Origin of the sequence: Candidatus Palauibacter sp. (assembly GCF_965197445.1) — a bacterium.
Classification (GTDB): Bacteria; Gemmatimonadota; Gemmatimonadetes; order Palauibacterales; family Palauibacteraceae; genus Palauibacter.
This window is the reverse complement of the sequence record NZ_CBDANE010000005.1, coordinates 1089361-1105762: the sequence shown is the minus strand read 5'-3', so window position 1 is coordinate 1105762 and position 16402 is coordinate 1089361. Positions and strand designations below refer to the sequence as shown.

Sequence of the window (16402 nt, the reverse complement as noted above, 5' to 3'; positions counted from 1 at the left end):
GTTCAGTCGAAGTTGACCTGGCGGACTTCCTCCACAGCGTCGAGGTCGTTCAGACCACGCAGCACCTCGGGTGGGAGTTCGCCGTCGATGCGCACCACCCCCAGGGAGCGGCGCCCGCCTCTGCGCCGTGCGAGGTGGTACTCCGCGATGTTCGCGTTCGCGGCGCCGAGCACCGTCCCGACGGCGCCGATCACGCCCGGCTGGTCGTGGTTGCGGATGAGGAGACAGGTCCCGCTGGGTTCGGTGTCCACACGGAAGGTCCCGACGCGCACGATCCGAGGCTCCATCCGGGACCCCATGAGCGCCCCTCCCACCACCTCGTGCCCGGTCCGGCCGGAAGCCACGCGGAGTTCGACGTAGTTCGTGTAGTCGCCCTCGGCCTGGGTACGGACGCGTGTGATCTCCAGGCCGCGTTCGGCCGCGATCGACAGCGCGTTCACGACATTGAGCGGGGGAGCGACCCGGCGCTCGAGGAAACCCACGACCACGCTCGCCGCGAGCGGTCCCAGCACACCATCGCGAGGCCCGCCGTACCGGACCTCGATGCGGCGGGGCGCGGCGTCGGCGAGCCCGGCCAACAGGCGACCCAGACAGCGACCCAGGTCCATGATGGGCCCGGCGCCGTCCCGGTCCTCCGCTTCGAACGGCGCATTGAGCGCAAGGCTGTAGTCGTCCTCGAGCAGCGCGTCGCGCACGGACACGGCGATCTGCCGGGAGACCTGTCGCTGGGCCTCGAACGTCGAGGCGCCGAGATGGGGCGTGAACACGAGCCGGGGCGCTTGCCGGAGCGGGCTGTCGGCGGGAAGCGGCTCGGTCTCGAACACGTCGAGGCCGGCGGCGCCCAGGTGGCCGCTGGTGAGCCCTTCGGCCAACGCGGCTTCGTCCACCAGGCCGCCCCGGGCCGCGTTGATCAGGATCGCGCCCGGCCGCATGGCCTTGATCTTCTTGCGTCCGATGAATCCTCGATTCTCGGCCGAGAGCGGGACGTGCAGCGTAATCGCGTCGGACGCAGGCAGAAGCGTGGCGAGGTCGACGAGTTCGACGCCCAGATCGCTGGCTCGCTCGGCGTTCACGAACGGATCGTGGCCAACCACGCGCATGTCGAACGCCCGCGCCCGCCAGGCGACCTCCGCCCCGATCCGGCCGAGTCCGATGACCCCCAGCGTCTTCCCGCTGAGCTGGATGCCCCGCAACTCCGTACGTTTCCATTCCCCGTTGCGCATGCTCGCGTCCGCCTCCGGCAGCCGGCGGGCGGCAGCAAGGAGAAGGGCGAACGCCAACTCGGCGGTCGACTGGGTGTTCGCGGCCGGAGCGTTCAGCACCGCGATCCCACGCCGGGTGGCCGCCGGGATATCGATGTTGTCCACGCCGACGCCCGCACGTCCGACAACCCGGAGCGAGTCGCCGGTCCGGAGGAGTTCCGCGTCTACCTTCGTGCGGCTGCGGACGATCAGCGCAGACGCACCCGGCAGCGCGGCCAGGAGCGTCGGGCGATCCGCCTCGCTGAGATCCTCGACGACGAGGGCCGGTGCGGCACGCAACGTCTCCAGCCCGTCCGGGAGAAGTGGATCGGCGATGATCAGGCGCTGGGCGCCCTCGGTCGAACCGCTCACAGCACCTCGTCGAGTACCGCCAGGAGCGCCTCCAGTTCGTCCAGCGTGTGCTCCCCCATGTGTCCGATCCTGAACGAAGATTCCTTCAACGGCCCGTAGCCTGCGGCAACCGTGTATCCATGCGCCCGGGCGCGCGAGGCGACTTCGGGCCCGGTCAGGCCGTCGGGAAGCACGATGACCGTTACGCACGGCGACCGATAGCCCTCCGGCGCCAGCACATGCCACGGCTGGCCCGTACGGGCGGCCGTTCGTTCCACCCATTCATAGGTTCGGCGCGCCATTTCGTCGTGCCGTCGCCACCGCGCCTCCAGCCCCTCCTCCATCATGCGGGCCAGTTGCCGATCGAGGGCGAAGAGCAGCGAGACCGCGGGCGTGTTCGGGGTCTGCCAGCGTTCGAGGTTCTTCTCGAACTTGAGGATGTCGAAGTAGAAGCCACGGTGCTCGACCTCCCGGGCGCGGGCGAGCGCCCGCTCCGACGCCACGGCCAGCGCCAGGCCGGGGGGCAGAGCCACCGCCTTCTGGGAACCCGTGAGGACGAAGTCCAGACCCCAGTCGTCGGTCCGCACCGGCGCACCGGCGAGCGACGAGACGGTGTCCACCGCGATCAGCACATCGTCGAATTCGCGCACGACGGCGGCCAGTTCCTCGAGCGGATTCAGGACACCCGTCGAACTCTCGGAATGCACCAACGTGACGAGGTCGTAGCGGCCGGGCGCTTCGGACAGCGCGGTCCGCAGCCGGTCCGGCAGGTTGGGCTCACCCCACTTCGCCTCGAGCGTATCGGCCGGGCGTCCCGTAGCCCCGGCGATGGCGTGGAATCGCTGGCTGAACGAACCGTTGGTGAGGCAGAGCGCGCGGCGGCGCGTGAGGTTCGTGATCGCGGCTTCCATCATCCCGGTGGCGGAGGAGGTCGAGAGATAGACCGGCCGCCATGTCTGAAACAGCCGCGAGGCGGCGGGCTGCATCTCCTCGATGAGCCTCGACACCTCCGGGCTCCGGTGCCCCACGACGGGTCGCCGCATGGCGTCGAACAGATCGGGCGGAACTTCGGTCGGGCCGGGGAGGAAAAAGCGGCCGAACGAGATTTCGGAGCTCATGGCGGGAGATGGTATCGCCCCCGGCCCCGCGGGGCCAATGACCCGGTTGACGCGCCGCTGGGAGCGCAAGATCTTGCGGCCCGATCAAGGGCGCGTCGCTCCGCCGGAGCCGCCCCCGGGCCGTGATCGCCGAACCGGAATTCACATGCGCTACGTCACCATCACCGACCTTTCTCCGGAAGACGTCCTCGAACGCGCAAAGCGTTTCTTCGGCGAACATTCCGGGCTTCAGGTGCGGGAGGAGACGGAGGCATCGGTCACCTTCACGGGCGAGATCGGGCTGGCTCGGTTCACCGTCGACCGCGCCGGAGGTCACACCAACGTACGCGTGGAGACGGACCGCGTGGTGGGACTCGATGTGACCGACCTCGCGAAGCGTTTCCTCTACACCCTCCGCAACCTCCACTGAGACCGGGTACGGGATGAACGCCGGAGAACGGATCACGGTTCGTCTCATCATGCCCGACCGCTGGCTCGAGCACGTGGCCGAACTGCCGGCCGACACCACCGTGGCCGCGGCCAAGGCGTTCGGGATCCGTGAGATGCTCCAGCGCTCAGCGGACGACCCCGCCGACTTCTACACCGAGTACGCCGAGCGCCGGATCCGGGACGAGACGCGCACGCTGACCGATGTGGGCGTGTCGCCGCGCGGGGTCCTGTCGATCCGGGCCTACGATCTGGGCCACTACCCGCCCTTCATGGGCTGACCCCACGGGCTGCTATCTGCGGCCGAAGTAGCTCCGCGTCTCCCGCCACACGACGCCTGACAGCAGGAGCAGGCCCACGAGGTTGGGAGCCGCCATGAGGCCGTTGAGGATGTCGGAGACCAGCCACACGACATCCAGTTCCACGACGGCGGCCAAACCCACCACGAGCACGAAGGCCAGACGGTACGGTTTGATCACGCGCTCGCCGAGCAGGTACGCGAAGCTCCGCTCCCCGTAGTAGGACCACCCGAGCATCGTGCTGAACGCGAAGGTGGCGAGACCCAGCGCCACCACGATGTTTCCGGCACCCGAGAGGAGACCCGTGTCGAAGGCCATCTGCGTCATGTTGGCGCCCTCGGCGCCGGAGCTCCACGCCCCCGTGGTGAGGATCGCGAGTCCCGTGAGGGTGCAGACGACGATGGTGTCGATGAAGGTCTGGGTCATCGACACGAGCGCCTGCCGTACGGGTTCCCGGGTCTGGGCGGCCGCAGCGACGATGGCCCCCGTCCCCAGCCCCGACTCGTTCGAGAAGATCCCGCGCGCGACCCCGAACCGCATGGCCTGCAGGACGGTGTAGCCGAGGGCGCCACCCGCCATCGCCCGCCCACCGAAGGCGTGCTCGAACACGAGCCCGAAAGCGGCCGGGATCTCCGCCGCGTTGGAGATGAGCACGAGACCGGCGGCGCCCATGTAGAGGACGATCATCGTCGGCACGATCACGCTCGCCACACGGCCGATGGAACGGATGCCGCCGATGATGACGAGGCCGACCGCGGCCGCGGTGACGAGGCCCACGATCCAGTGCGGAACGCCGAACGACTCGTTCATCGCGTCCGCGACCGCCTGCGACTGGACGCCGTTGCCGATCCCGAACGCGGCGAGCGTCGCGAAGGCGGCAAAGGCGATGGCCAGGCCCCGGCCCAGCCCACCGCGGCCCAGCCCGTGTTCGAGGTAGTACATGGGGCCGCCGGCCTTCTCGCCCCGGGCGTCCGTCTCCCGGTAGCGGACGCCGAGCACCGCCTCCGCGTACTTCGTCGCCATCCCGAGCAGCCCCGTGACCCACATCCAGAACAGCGCGCCGGGGCCTCCGGCGCCGATGGCGGTCGCGACACCCACGATGTTGCCGGTGCCAACGGTGGCGGCGAGGGCCGTCATCAGCGCCTGGAAGTGTGAGATGTCGCCCTCGCCATCGGGCTCGCGTCGCTTCACGAGCGCGAGCCAGAGCGCATGCCACAGGCGGCGGAACTGGAGGCCCCGCAGGAGAAAGGTGTACACGAGGCCCGTCATGAGAAGGAGGATGATGAGCGGCACCCCCCATACCCACGCCTGAATTGTCTCCAGGGCCTGGATCACGGGAATCGCGTTCGCCTCGTGCTGAGAAATCCGGAGAGAGCCCGCGGGCGGGCCGCGGCGCGTGGAGGGGTGACGTTAGACCAGCGTCGGCGCCGACGTCAACGTCAACGTGGAGGGCCTCCGAGGGGCATCGTCGGGCCGAGGCACTCTTTGGGCGGATCGACGCCTTGCGTACCTTGCCAGCGATCCGGACGGAAGCCCACTCACGACCCTTGTCCACCTTCTTCGCGAGATCCCGCCCTTGAATCAGGACCAGTCGGAGGATTCGGTCGAGACGGTCGCGGCGCCGGAAGCGCTCGAGGCCCTCGCGGCGGCGGTCGAGCGCGGGCGCCACCTCGCGCTCGTCGCCGCTGAAGGCGCGGGGCTCGCGCAGCTCTATGCCGCGGCCGCGACGCGAGACCTGGAGTCCGCGGCCGCCGATGGGCGCGTCTTCGTGCTCACCGCATCCGTCGACCGCGCGCGGCGCTGCGCGGCTCGCATGTACGAGGCGGTTCGAGAAGCCGGGCACAACGTTGTGATCGTCGCGCCGGGGTCCACGCCGGACGCCGCCCACCAGGCCCCTGTCCTCGTGGGGCCGCCGGCCCCACTCCTCGAGGCGGTCCGGAAAGGTGACATCCCCGCGTCGGCGATCTGCACCCTGGTCCTCGACGACGTGCGGGCGCTGGAGCCGGCGCGGGCCGCCGTCGAGGCGATCTTGCAGGCCTCCGACGAAGGGGCTCGCCGGATCGCGACGACCCACGCCCGCGATGCGGCGTTCGACGAGTTGATCGTCCGCCGGTTGCCGCGCGCGCGCCGGTGGCCGAACGAACTGTTCGGAGAGCCGGGCGCCACGGCGCCGGGTGCGGGCCGGGTGTCCGGCGGGCCGATCGCCGTCGCGAGCCGGGCCACGCGAGCAGGGCGACTGGCCCGCCTGGCCGAGCTGCTCCACGACATCGCCCGGGCCGACGCCGGGACCGCCGTCAGCGTCGAAACGGCTCCCGCCGCCATCGACGAGGTACGCGCGGCCCTCTCGGTGGCCGGCATCGATGTGCCCGCAGCCGGCGTCGACCACCCCGTGCGGATCGGCGCGTGGGGCCAGGTCGAGCCAGCCCCGGACGCGGTCGTCCTCGGGCTGCCGCCCACGCCGGCGCTCCTCGCCCGCGCGGTCGAGGGCGCCGATCGCTGCTACGCCATCGTCGACACGCTGCACGAGCGGCAACTGGAGCTGACCGTGGCCCGGGCCGGGCGGTCCGTGACGCCCCTCGCCGAGCGGGCGGATCCCGATCTGATGGACGAGGTCGCGGCCTTCCGGGCCCGCGTCTCGGAAGCCATCGAGCAGCAGGACCTGGCCAGCGGCGCCCTGCTGCTCGCGCCGCTGATCGAAGCGCACGGAGCCCCGCGCGTTGCCGGCGCCCTCGCCGGCCTGCTCCGTGCGACGGACCGCGCCGACACGAGCGCTGAAGCCCCTGCGGCCGACCGCCCTGCCCCCCGCTCCGACGCGAGCGCCGAACGCGCGACCCGTCCGACCTGGACCCGGGTCTTCGTCGGCGTGGGCAAGCGGGACGACGCCGGCCCCGGCGACCTCGTCGGCGCGATCACGGGCGAGACCGGCGCGGCCGGCGGACAGATCGGGCGCATCGACATCCGCCAGAACTTCACGCTCGTCGACGTCGATTCGCTCGTGGCCGACGAGGTCGTCCGCGGTCTCGACGGCCGCATGATCAAGGGCCGACAGGTCGTGGCCCGACTCGACCGTGGCGCGGCACGCGGCTGATGTGCTGCCTGCCGGACTTCTCCCGCTTCAGGAACCGCCTGCTGGGGGCCGTCTTCTTTACGGCGGGCCTCGTCGTGGTCGGGACGATCGGCTTCTCCCTCATGCCGGGCTGGAACCTGTCGGACGCCTTCTTCATGACCGCGATTACGGTCTCGGCGGTCGGATACGGTGAGATCCAGACCCTGACGCCCGGCGGCCGCCTCTTTGCGAGTTTCCTGATCGGCGGCGGCATCGTCACGCTCGCGATCTGGTTCGCCCTCATTACCGCGACACTCGTCGAGATGGACCTGACCCACGCATTCACGAAACGCAGAACGATGAAGAGGATCGAGCGCATCAAGGACCACGTGATCCTGTGCGGCGCGGGCCGTACCGGAATCCACGCGATCAAGAGGTTCGTCGCCCGTGGCGACCCTTACGTCGCCATCGAGAGCGACCCGCAGCAGGTCGCGCACGCACGGCAGCTGGACCCGAACGCACTCATCATCGAAGACGATGCGACGAGTGACGAGGCTCTGGCGGCGGCGGGCATCGCCCGCGCCCGGGGGCTCATCGCCGCACTCAGCGCGGACACCGACAACGCCTTCGTCTGTCTGGCGGCGCGGGAGCTGAACCCGAATCTGACCATCGTGGGCCGGGCCCGGTCGGAGCCTTCGGTGGGGAAGCTGAAGAAGGCCGGTGCCGACCGCGTCGTCACCCCCAACGCGACGGGCGGCGTTCAGATGGCCTCGCTCGTACTGCGCCCCGATGTGACGCTCTTCGTCGACGTACCCGGCGAAGACGGCCTGGAGCTCCTTCTCGAGCAGTTGCTCGTGTCCCCGACTTCGGAACTTGCCGGGCTCACGCTGGCCGAAGCCGCGATTCCGGCCAGGACCGGGTCACTCGTCGTCGCGATCCAGCGGAGCGAGACGGACGAAGGGGGCGAACGCTTCCTCTACAACCCGGGGCCAGGGGAACGGGTGCGTCCCGGCGACCACCTCGTCGTCCTGGGCCCTCCGGGCAAGCTCGACGAACTCCGCGGCCTGCTCGCCTGAGGACTAGAGCCGTTCCGGGTTCTTCTGGAAGAAGGGCGCCCACTTCTCCTCGGGCGAAGGCGGCGTCAGCAGGCTCACCACGATCAGCAGTCCCAGCGAGATGATGACGCCGGGGATCACGATGTAGTCGCTCGAGGCGAAGTCGAACGGCGTCTCCCCGATCATGGCCGTGAAGTTCATCCCGAACCGGGAAAGGACCGCGATCCCGACGATGCTCCCGAGTCCTCCCGCGATGCACGCCACGCCACCCTGTGGCGTCACGCGGCGCCACAGGAAGGCCGCGAGCAGGGCCGGCGTCAAGCTCGCCCCCACGAGTGAGTAGGCGTACAGCGCCATCGAGAGCACGGTGTCGAACTGCGTCAGCAGCACGAGCCCCAGGCCGCCGAACAGGACGATGCAGAGACGCTGCACTCCCAGCTTCATCCCTTCGCTGGCGTCCGGATCGACGAAGCGCTCGTACAGGTCGCGGCTCACGTTGGTGGACGGCACGAGCAGGAACGTATTGCCCGTCGAGAGCACGATCGCGACAGCCGCCGCGAGGAGGATCGCGCCGCCGATCACCGGCAATCCGTTGGCAGCGATGTAGAGGATGACCGTCTCCGACGCGGCCCGGCCGACCAATGAGACCTGCTCCGGATCCGCCAGTTCGGGGAACACCGCACGCCCGACGATCGCCATCAGGGCCAGCGTAGTCTCGATGAAAACCACGCCGACGAACATCCCGACTACCGCCTTCTTGGCGGACCCCGCGTCCTTGGCGGAGAAGAACTTCTGGTACATCCCGCTCTCGCCCAGGATGAGGAGGAAGGTGGGCATGGCTACGCCGAGGACCCAGAGGATGTTGTGCCCCCCCAACATGGTGAGGTGCCCCTCGGGCAGCCCGGCCGCGATGGCCTCGACCCCGCCGTTTGAGAGCACGAGATAGGGGAGGCCGATGATGATGCCGAGGGTGATGATGATCCCGTTCAGGAGGTCCACCGAGACGATCGACACCATGCCGGCGAGCGCCGTGAACGCCACGATGGTCACGGCGGTGATGATCATTCCGGTCGTGGGCGAGATCGCGCCGTCGGTCACGATGCTCAGGATCCAGCCGCCGCCCCGGAACTGGTAGGCGGCGATCGTCACGTAGGCGAGGATGATCGCGACGGTGCCCAGAACGCGAGCCGCCGCATTGTAGCGCTGCTCCAGGAGGTCCGGGACCGTGTACTTCGCGATCGCGCGGACACGCGGCGCGAGATAGAAGGCGACGAGCAGCCCCGCCCAGGCTCCGAACGAGAACCACAACTCGGCGATGCCGGTACGGTACGCGAGCCCGGCCCCTGCGAACAGCGATCCGGACCCGATCCAGGTGCAGATCAGCGTGCCGACGAGGAGGGTCACGGGCACGTTTCGGCCGGCGACCATGAAATCCGCGTGGCTCTTGATCTGCCGGGAGCGCCACAGCCCGATCCCGATCAGGATGAGCGGATAGCCGAATACGGCGATCGTCAGCAGGTCCATCGGGCCTCCGGTTCTTCCGGGGGGAGGGTGGCTACTTCCCTTTCGACATCCGGCGCTTCAACTCCTCGAGCATGGCGTCGGCCCGCGCCTCCCGCAGTTCGCGCTCGGCCGCGAAGTCGCGGCGCGGGGCGCCGGCGGACGGGTTCAACTCGCTCTCGACCTCTCGCTGCGCTTCGTCGAGATCGGTCCGGCTTGCCATCTTGTCAGCCATGCGATCGAACGCATCGACCGAGTCGAAACGGCCCGCGGAGTGCCCGATCGCCCGCGCGCGGCGCTGCTGGACGGACAGCGAGTCGCGGCGCGCCATCGCGCTCTTCAACTGCTCGGCGCCCTGCGCCGCCTCGTCCTTGTGCTGGAGGATTTCGGCCTGGGTCGCCTCGGCCTTGACGACGAGTACCTCGAGCCGCTGCCGGTGCCGGGCCGCGAAGCGGTTCGCCACTTCGACCGTCTCCGCATCCCCGATCTCGGCCGCCCTCGCCGCCCTTCGTTCGGCGGTGCTGGCCGCGTTTTTCTCATGGTCGGCCTGGCGCACCTGCGACTCGAGCAACGCTTCCAGTTCGGTGATCCGCGCCCGGGTCTCGACGAGTTCCTCTCGCATGGCGTGGATGACCCGGTCGATGTCATCTTCCGAGACCCCGTCATGCTTCGCTTCCATGCGGTCGAGCACGTCGTCGACCATCTGCCTGAATTTCTTGAACATGGGCCTGAGTTTAGCAGCCCCCGGCAAAACGCCGCCACCGTCCGCGCGTCACCGCCCGCCTCTGCTCCGTCGTCTTGCGATCAATACTATACCCCTGTATAGTATAATCTCGTGGAAGAGCATCTATGCTCGGCAGAGCGTACGGAGTGAATGGCGGTGAGCGGTGCAGGGGCGCATGCGATGGGGATCGCGGAGGGGACGAAGCACGACCTCGACCGTCGGCTGGCCCGTATCCGGGGACAGGTCGGGGGCATCGCCCGTATGGTGGAGGACGAGCGGTACTGTCCTGACATCCTGCAGCAGTTCGCCGCCGTTCACTCCGCTCTCCGCTCGGCCGAGAAGGAGCTTCTGATGAACCACCTCGAACGGTGCGCCACGCACGCGATCGAGGAGGGCGGCGACGCCGCAACACGGGTGCGCGAGGAGATCGCGCAGCTGTTCATGCGGTTCGCGGGCAAATGAACCAGGTATGGAGCAGGTGAAGAAGACCTACCGGATCAACGGGATGCACTGCGCCGGCTGCGTGGGCTCCGTCGAGAAGAGTCTCAACGCCATCGACGGCGTGGAAGCGTCCGTGAGCCTGCCGGCCGAGTCCGCCACGGTGACGCTCACCCGCGAGATCGGGTTCGAGGAACTCGCCGCAGCGGTCGAACGGGCCGGGTACGAGATCGAACCCATAGCGGAGGCGGACCGCGGAGAGGCCGAACGCAAGCGCCTCGCGGATACGGAGGCCCGCTCGCACCAGGCGTGGCGGACGATGTGGACCGCGTGGGCGCTCACCGCCCCGGCCATGGTATGGATGTTGCCCGAGATGTTCGCGGGCGTACGCTGGCCGTCCCCCCTCGCCTTCGACCTGGGGGTGACTGCGCTGGGGGCCGCCGTGCTCGCCGGGCCGGGCGCGGACACCGTGCGCGGCGCCTGGCGTTCGGCGCGGGGCCGGATGCCCAATATGGATGTCCTTATCGCCCTCGGAGCCGGCGTTTCCGTGCTCACCGGTGTGTGGGCCGTCCTGCACGTGTTGGGACTCGCGCCGATGATCATGAACTTTGCCCCCGTCGGCGCGATGATCGCCTCCATCCACCTCACGGGACGCTTCGTCGAGGCGAAGGCCCGCGGCCGCTCCTCTTCCGCCATCCAGGCCCTGCTCTCGCTCGAGGCTCCGACCGCCCGCGTCGAACGGGACGGCACCGAACTCGAGGTCCCGACCCGTGACGTGCGGGTGGGCGACATCATGATCATCCGGCCGGGCGAGAAGATCCCCACCGACGGAGTCGTCCTCGACGGACGGAGCGCGGTCGACGAATCGCTCGCGACGGGGGAGTCGATTCCGGTGGAGAAAGGACCGGGGGACAGCGCACTGGGTTCGACCGTGAACCACTCGGGCGTCCTGCGCGTGAGAGCCACGGGAGTGGGCGAGGACACCTTCCTGTCGAACGTCATCCGCCTCGTGGAGGAGGCGCAGGCGAGCAAGGTTCCGATCCAGGAGTTCGCCGACCGGGTGACGGCCGTCTTCGTGCCCGCGATCCTGGTCGTGGCGCTGGCGGCGTTCGCGGGCTGGTTCGTGCTGCCGGGTGTCTTCTTCGACGCCGCCCGCTGGGCGTCGGGCTTCCTCCCCTGGGTGAACCCGGAGCTGGGCCGCCTCTCGCTCGCGCTCTTCGCCGCGGTGGCGGTGCTGGTGATCGCGTGTCCGTGCGCGCTGGGGCTCGCGACGCCCACGGCGCTCATGGTCGGCACCGGCGTCGGGGCGACGCGCGGCGTCCTCATCCGGGACGGGGCCGCCGTCCAGACGCTGGACCGGGCGGACACGCTCGTGTTCGACAAGACGGGGACGCTGACCCGCGGTGCTCCGCGCGTGGTCGAGGTGTATGCGATGGGGGACCCGGCCGACGACGAGACCCGGGTGCTCGGACTCGCCGCTTCGATCGAGGACGCCTCGGAGCACCCCCTTGCCCGCGCGGTGGTGGAGGAAGCCGGCCGCCGCGGCGCCCGTGTGGCGCGGGCGAGCGACGTGGAGGCCCGGGTCGGCATGGGCATCGTGGGCGTCGTCGACGGGGAGTGGGTCGTGGTGGGCAGCACGCGGCTCCTGCGGGCGGAAGGCGTCGCGCGCGAGGACATCGTGGAAGTGGAACGACGCTTCGGGTCGGACGCGCGAACGATCGCCTGCGTGGCCGCCGGCGGGCGGCTGCGGGGCGCGATCGCGATCGCCGACCCCGTGAAGGAGGACGCACGGGAGACCCTCCTCGAGCTGAGCCGCCGCGGCTTCCGGACCGTCATGCTCACCGGCGACCGCGAGGCCGTGGCGGCCGCCGTCGCGCAGCAACTCGGGATCGACGACTACCAGGCCGGTCTGCTCCCCGCCCAGAAGGTCTACGCCGTACGGCAACTGCGCGCCGAGGGCCGCACCGTGGCGTTCGTGGGCGACGGCATCAACGACGCCCCCGCGCTCAAGGCGGCGGATGTCGGCCTCGCGGTAGGCACCGGCACCGACATCGCGATCGAGGCCGCGGACATCACACTGGTCCAGGGCGACCTGCGCTCCGTGCTCCGCGCGACCCGGCTCGCCAAGGCCACGTTTCGCAAGATCCGCGAGAACCTCTTCTGGGCCTATGTCTACAACGTGGTCGCGATCCCCGTCGCCTTCCTGGGCCTCCTGCATCCCGTCATCGCCGAGGCCGCGATGGCGCTGAGTTCGATCTCCGTCGTCACCAACGCGAACCGCCTGCGCCGCGCCCGGCTGTAGGCTGCCGGCGACCGGCTGCGAGCGGTTTGCCTTCGCCCGCGAGGGCGCGCATCATAGGCGCCGGTTCTTCTGATTCATACGGATTCATTCGGTTCTTCCGAGAGAGGTTCGATGGCCTCACGCTGGATCGGCTTGGGACTGGGGCTCTGGTACCTGGGCGCACCGTTCGTGTGGGGATATCCGTTCGGCTTCCTGTGGTGGCACAGCGTGGTGCTCGGCGGATCGATCCTCGTCGTCACGATCACCTTCAACCTCGGCATCAACCGGATCAGCGGCTGGGGCCTGATCGCACTCGGCGCCTACAGCATGCTGTCGCCCTTCATCCACGGATATCTGCCCAACGCGCAGGCCTTCTTCAACGACCTCATGTTCGGCGTCGTCACGGTGGGTACCGGCGTCGCCATGGGCGGCGCGGGCATCGAACACTCCGACGAGGCGCACAGCGCGGCCTGACCCCGGACGTTCCCGCGGGAACGTTCCCTACCTCGCCTCCAGACCCAGCGCCGCACATCCCGGGGAGTTTCGCCGCTGGCGCGTCCGCTCAGATCCCGGCGCCCAGGAGCAGCCACAGGATGTCGACCAGGAGAGAAATCCCGACCCCCCACGCCGCTCCCACGATCAAGCGCTGGCCGCGGATACGGCAATACGCGACGCCGAGCAGCGCGTGGAAGGCCATCTCGAACACTCCCACCGGCGGAGCATCGGCGACGGACCCGAAGGACAACGTCACGAACAGGACCGCCACGGGAGGATCTTCCGCCGGCAACAGGGCTTCCGCGGGTCCGGCGAGTTCCACACCGGACACCGCGAGGGCGAGCCGCAGCGCGTGGCCGGCGAGCAGTATGTACGCGGCATGGACCGTCGCGCTGAAGAGCTGTCTGAACGACACGCGGTGCCCGGGCCCGATTTTCGACACCGCCAGGAGAATGCCCGCCAGCGTGGCGAAGTACAGCGGAGCGTTGATCACGGCGGCGGCGGCGGAGAGGGCGTGTGCGGCGACGAGCATGATGACGCGTCCGGCGACGGGCACGCCCGCGATGGACTCGACTCCATACTCGGGATGGGCCAGTCCGGCCAACGTCAACACGGACGCGCTCGCGACAACGTATCCGGCTAGCGTGCTCCTCCACACGGGCCCTTCCACCAGCACATCAAACAACCGGAGGGGCGCCGCGAACAACATCCCGATGCGCCGGGGGAGAGGAGGAGGCTGGCTCCGCGACGACGTGCCCCCGGTCACGAATCAGCGCCAGCCGGCGGCGAACGGCGGCGGACCGGGCGCGGCGGGCAGCAACTCGTAGACGCGGACCTGATCCATACAAAGCACCGCCAACCGCTCGCCGAGGACGGCAAAGTCCAGCTCCGCGCATCCAGAGCGCGGGTCCAGGTGCCCGCGCGCCACGACCGAAACCGAGTCGCCTGCCGAAAGCGGGATCGTCGTGGCGAGAACCAGGTTGGCGGCCGAATGCGGCGTTACCCAGAGATTGCCCACCGACATCCGCACACCCCGCGAGAAGGGAATGAACGAGCTTCCCGCGCCGGGTGGAATCCCTTCGCGCTTCTCGCGGGACTCCCGCTCGATGTCCTCCGCCTGGGCGGCGATCGCCTCGGTGAGCCACGCCGGAAAGGCGACCGGAGCGATGCCGGTGATCCGGGCCGACGCGATGTCCAGCGCGATGCGCCACGCGCCGTAGGCTCGGACATCGGTGTTCCGAAATGCGACGACCGTGTCGGGCGCGACGACCGCGAACTCGAGGTCGTACTCCGCCCAAAGTGACCGGACATCGTCGGGTGCCAACTCGGGGGGGAGGTCTCCGGCGAAATCCACCGCGTCGCCGCCGGACTGCACCGCCAGCGAGGCCGTCCGGCCATCGAACTTTCGGTACAGCACCGCGCCGTCCGGCAGCACGGCGAAGCCCCGCACCAATTGCGGCACCCGCATCTCCTCCAGCAGTCGGCCGTCGGGATCGAACCGCGACAGCCGGGCGAGCCTGAGGTCGGCCACCCACACGCCGCCGCGGGGATCGGCCTCGATCGAATAGGCATACTCGAACTCGCCGGGGCCGCCGCCCGGGCCCCCGATCACGGCTCGCAGCTTCGCGTCCCGGTCGAGACGAAGAACATGCTTCGCCTGCGTGTCGAGGACGTATATCTCGTCCGCGCCGGCGCCGACGGCGAGATCCCACGCGCGCTCGATGAAGAACTCCGACCCCATGTCGAGAGGATCGGCGGGGAACCCCGCGATGAACGCGCCGGGTTCCAGGACGCGATAACCGGCCACCGATGCCGCGGCCGAGGCGACCGACGGGGCGGACACCCCCCGGCTTGCCGGGTCACCGCCACCCGCGCACCCGGCGGCGATGGCCGCAACCAACGCCGCCGCGCCCCGGCCGGCTAAGCGCAGCCTCACTGCAAGTTGCAATCGACCCAGTGCTCTCGATGGTATCGGCGAAAGCCATTGTCGTCCGTGTAGACCCATCCGCAGTCACAGACGACGCATGTGAGCGTGCGGTCGATGGTCACCGATATGATTCCAATAGTGAGTCCGACCGATACGTTAAGGCCGGAGACCAGGCAGGCTCCGGCTCCTCCGTCCGGGCAGCCCTGTAGCTCGATGCCAGTCTGGGCCACCAGGGCTGCCGCCTCCGTGGCGGCCGCGGCGTGATCGGCCACCTCCGCGTGAGCGACTTGGTGCGGCACCAGGGAAGCCACCATCGCGGCGACGAGCGCGCACGCCACGAGTCGGCGGTTCTTCGTTCCGGGACTCACCGCAGCGAACGTGCTCGCACGGGTCCTCAGCCCGGCGGACAGCGCGAGGAAGAGGTACAGAGACGGGTGAAGGAACGACCTGAGGCGGGTCATTTTGATCCTCCCGGGTCAAAGAAACTCACTCCCGGGACTCACTCCCGGGACTCGCTCCCATCATCGCCCTCGGTGATTGTCGGTGCCAGATACAGAATCGGTGGAATCTGTGACGAAATCGGTGATTCCCGAAAGGACTGGGGCTCGAACCTCGTGCTGACGGGAGTCCGCTACCGGTTGCGGCGGCCGCCATCCAATAGCGGCCGTAGATACTCCGACACGAGAGCTGCCAGCAGCTGGTCGGGGGACACCGTCCCCAGTTGTCGCAACGTGTACCCGGTCCATCGCTTCGACTTGCGCTGAAGAGTCTCGCGAGCGAAGCCGAGGCGCGCGGCCACGCACTTCCAGCCAAGACCTGATGAATAATGAAGTTGTCTGGCTCTCAGGAACACGAGGGCACCGAGGAATCGGGCCAGGGTCGTCCCACCGCCCTGCCACCTGCTGAACTCTTTGGAGATTGTGATCGGTGAGTAACTAAGGGCGGCGGCCAACTCCTTTACGTTACGGACCGGCCCGCTGGTGGCCGCGCGGAGACTGTACGCCAGGGCGGAGCGAAGGGCCGGAGGCAACGTCGATCCCTCAATGTCCTCAGCCAGGCAGAGCAGCGGGACCGATCCCCGGGCAGCTTCGATCTCGAGCCGGAGTTTGGTCTGAAGGTCTGCGAACCAGACGATGGCCGACACTTTGACGTCCCTCAGCCGGCGAGCGGATTCGGGCTCGGGATCCGTGACGAGGATGAGGGGAATCCACAGCATGTTCCGTTCGATCTCCCGCAGGAGTTCGATCTTCCTCGCCGGAACGGGATGGCGGCAACCGAGAATCAGACACTCAACGTGGCCGTCGCCATTCGTGAACTGGTCGGCATCCTTCGCGACTTGTGCTGTGCCGCCGACCGCTCCCGCGATCAGCGTCGCGTCGTCTGGCGAATCCGCAAGGATTCTGATCATCCGGAACCTCGTCCGAGCACCCGTGACATGTCCCTCTACCTTCTATATGCCACGAGAGAGCCAAACTTCACGCGAGCCTGGTGAGCCGAGGCG

General features: G+C 69.1%; 16 protein-coding genes. 7 read left to right on the top strand and 9 right to left on the bottom strand.

The genetic code is table 11. The annotated features are described in order from the left end of the window. Positions 1–2: 2 nt before the first annotated feature. Positions 3–1613 carry a phosphoglycerate dehydrogenase gene (gene serA, locus ACN9M6_RS12175; protein WP_419163169.1) on the bottom strand — a complete coding sequence of 537 codons (1611 nt, stop codon included), beginning with the start codon at positions 1611–1613 and terminating at the stop codon, positions 3–5. Continuing rightward, a complete protein-coding gene (locus ACN9M6_RS12170) occupies positions 1610–2710 on the bottom strand; it encodes a pyridoxal-phosphate-dependent aminotransferase family protein (protein WP_419163168.1) in 1101 nt (366 codons plus the stop codon). Before ACN9M6_RS12170 ends, serA begins: the two co-directional genes overlap by 4 nt. Positions 2711–2855: 145 nt before the next feature. On the opposite strand from ACN9M6_RS12170, the gene ACN9M6_RS12165 reads away from it, so the two are divergent. Together ACN9M6_RS12165 and ACN9M6_RS12160 are read left to right on the top strand one after the other, a co-directional pair. After that, a complete protein-coding gene (locus ACN9M6_RS12165; protein ID WP_419163167.1) occupies positions 2856–3119 on the top strand; it encodes a hypothetical protein in 264 nt (87 codons plus the stop codon). 13 nt (positions 3120–3132) lie between these two features. Then, on the top strand, positions 3133–3417 hold the full coding sequence (locus ACN9M6_RS12160; protein ID WP_419163166.1) for a hypothetical protein: 285 nt from the start codon (positions 3133–3135) through the stop codon (positions 3415–3417). 12 nt (positions 3418–3429) lie between these two features. Here the strand turns inward: ACN9M6_RS12160 and ACN9M6_RS12155 are convergent, their stop codons facing one another. Next, entirely contained in the window at positions 3430–4770 is a 1341-nt protein-coding gene (locus ACN9M6_RS12155) for an alanine/glycine:cation symporter family protein (RefSeq protein WP_419163165.1), read from the bottom strand. A gap of 241 nt (positions 4771–5011) precedes the next feature. Here ACN9M6_RS12155 and ACN9M6_RS12150 point away from each other — a divergent pair, with 241 nt between their 5' ends. Together ACN9M6_RS12150 and ACN9M6_RS12145 are read left to right on the top strand one after the other, a co-directional pair. Next, positions 5012–6523 (top strand): DbpA RNA binding domain-containing protein, encoded by a 1512-nt coding sequence (locus tag ACN9M6_RS12150; protein ID WP_419163164.1) that lies wholly within the window; start codon positions 5012–5014, stop codon positions 6521–6523. After that, positions 6523–7557, top strand: a complete 1035-nt coding sequence (locus ACN9M6_RS12145; protein WP_419163163.1) for a potassium channel family protein — start codon at positions 6523–6525, stop codon at positions 7555–7557. Before ACN9M6_RS12150 ends, ACN9M6_RS12145 begins: the two co-directional genes overlap by 1 nt. A gap of 3 nt (positions 7558–7560) precedes the next feature. Here the strand turns inward: ACN9M6_RS12145 and ACN9M6_RS12140 are convergent, their stop codons facing one another. After that, on the bottom strand, positions 7561–9060 hold the full coding sequence (locus tag ACN9M6_RS12140) for a sodium:solute symporter family protein (RefSeq protein ID WP_419163162.1): 1500 nt from the start codon (positions 9058–9060) through the stop codon (positions 7561–7563). Positions 9061–9091: 31 nt separating this feature from the next. Further along, positions 9092–9760 carry a hypothetical protein gene (locus tag ACN9M6_RS12135; RefSeq protein ID WP_419163161.1) on the bottom strand — a complete coding sequence of 223 codons (669 nt, stop codon included), beginning with the start codon at positions 9758–9760 and terminating at the stop codon, positions 9092–9094. 156 nt (positions 9761–9916) lie between these two features. On the opposite strand from ACN9M6_RS12135, the gene ACN9M6_RS12130 reads away from it, so the two are divergent. The 3 genes from ACN9M6_RS12130 to ACN9M6_RS12120 all read left to right on the top strand — a co-directional run bounded on the left by ACN9M6_RS12130 (position 9917) and on the right by ACN9M6_RS12120 (position 12953). Continuing rightward, positions 9917–10222, top strand: coding sequence for a metal-sensitive transcriptional regulator (locus ACN9M6_RS12130; RefSeq protein ID WP_419163160.1), 306 nt, complete (start codon positions 9917–9919; stop codon positions 10220–10222). Between the two features lie 16 nt (positions 10223–10238). Further along, positions 10239–12500: a heavy metal translocating P-type ATPase gene (locus ACN9M6_RS12125; RefSeq protein ID WP_419163159.1), complete on the top strand. Its 2262-nt coding sequence runs from the start codon at positions 10239–10241 to the stop codon at positions 12498–12500. Between the two features lie 111 nt (positions 12501–12611). Continuing rightward, on the top strand, positions 12612–12953 hold the full coding sequence (locus ACN9M6_RS12120) for an SPW repeat domain-containing protein (RefSeq protein ID WP_419163158.1): 342 nt from the start codon (positions 12612–12614) through the stop codon (positions 12951–12953). Between the two features lie 88 nt (positions 12954–13041). On the opposite strand, the gene ACN9M6_RS12115 is transcribed toward ACN9M6_RS12120, so the two are convergent. From ACN9M6_RS12115 to ACN9M6_RS12100, 4 genes are all read right to left on the bottom strand, one after another. Then, a complete protein-coding gene (locus ACN9M6_RS12115) occupies positions 13042–13587 on the bottom strand; it encodes a hypothetical protein (protein WP_419163157.1) in 546 nt (181 codons plus the stop codon). A gap of 156 nt (positions 13588–13743) precedes the next feature. Continuing rightward, the gene (locus tag ACN9M6_RS12110; RefSeq protein WP_419163156.1) at positions 13744–14910 is read right to left on the bottom strand and encodes a hypothetical protein; all 1167 of its coding nucleotides are present in this window, start codon (positions 14908–14910) and stop codon (positions 13744–13746) included. Beyond that, positions 14907–15362: a hypothetical protein gene (locus ACN9M6_RS12105; RefSeq protein ID WP_419163155.1), complete on the bottom strand. Its 456-nt coding sequence runs from the start codon at positions 15360–15362 to the stop codon at positions 14907–14909. The genes ACN9M6_RS12110 and ACN9M6_RS12105 overlap by 4 nt, the downstream gene beginning before the upstream one ends. A 170-nt stretch (positions 15363–15532) precedes the next feature. Continuing rightward, complete coding sequence (locus ACN9M6_RS12100; RefSeq protein WP_419163154.1) at positions 15533–16309, bottom strand: hypothetical protein; 777 nt, start codon at positions 16307–16309, stop codon at positions 15533–15535. Positions 16310–16402 lie beyond the last annotated feature (93 nt).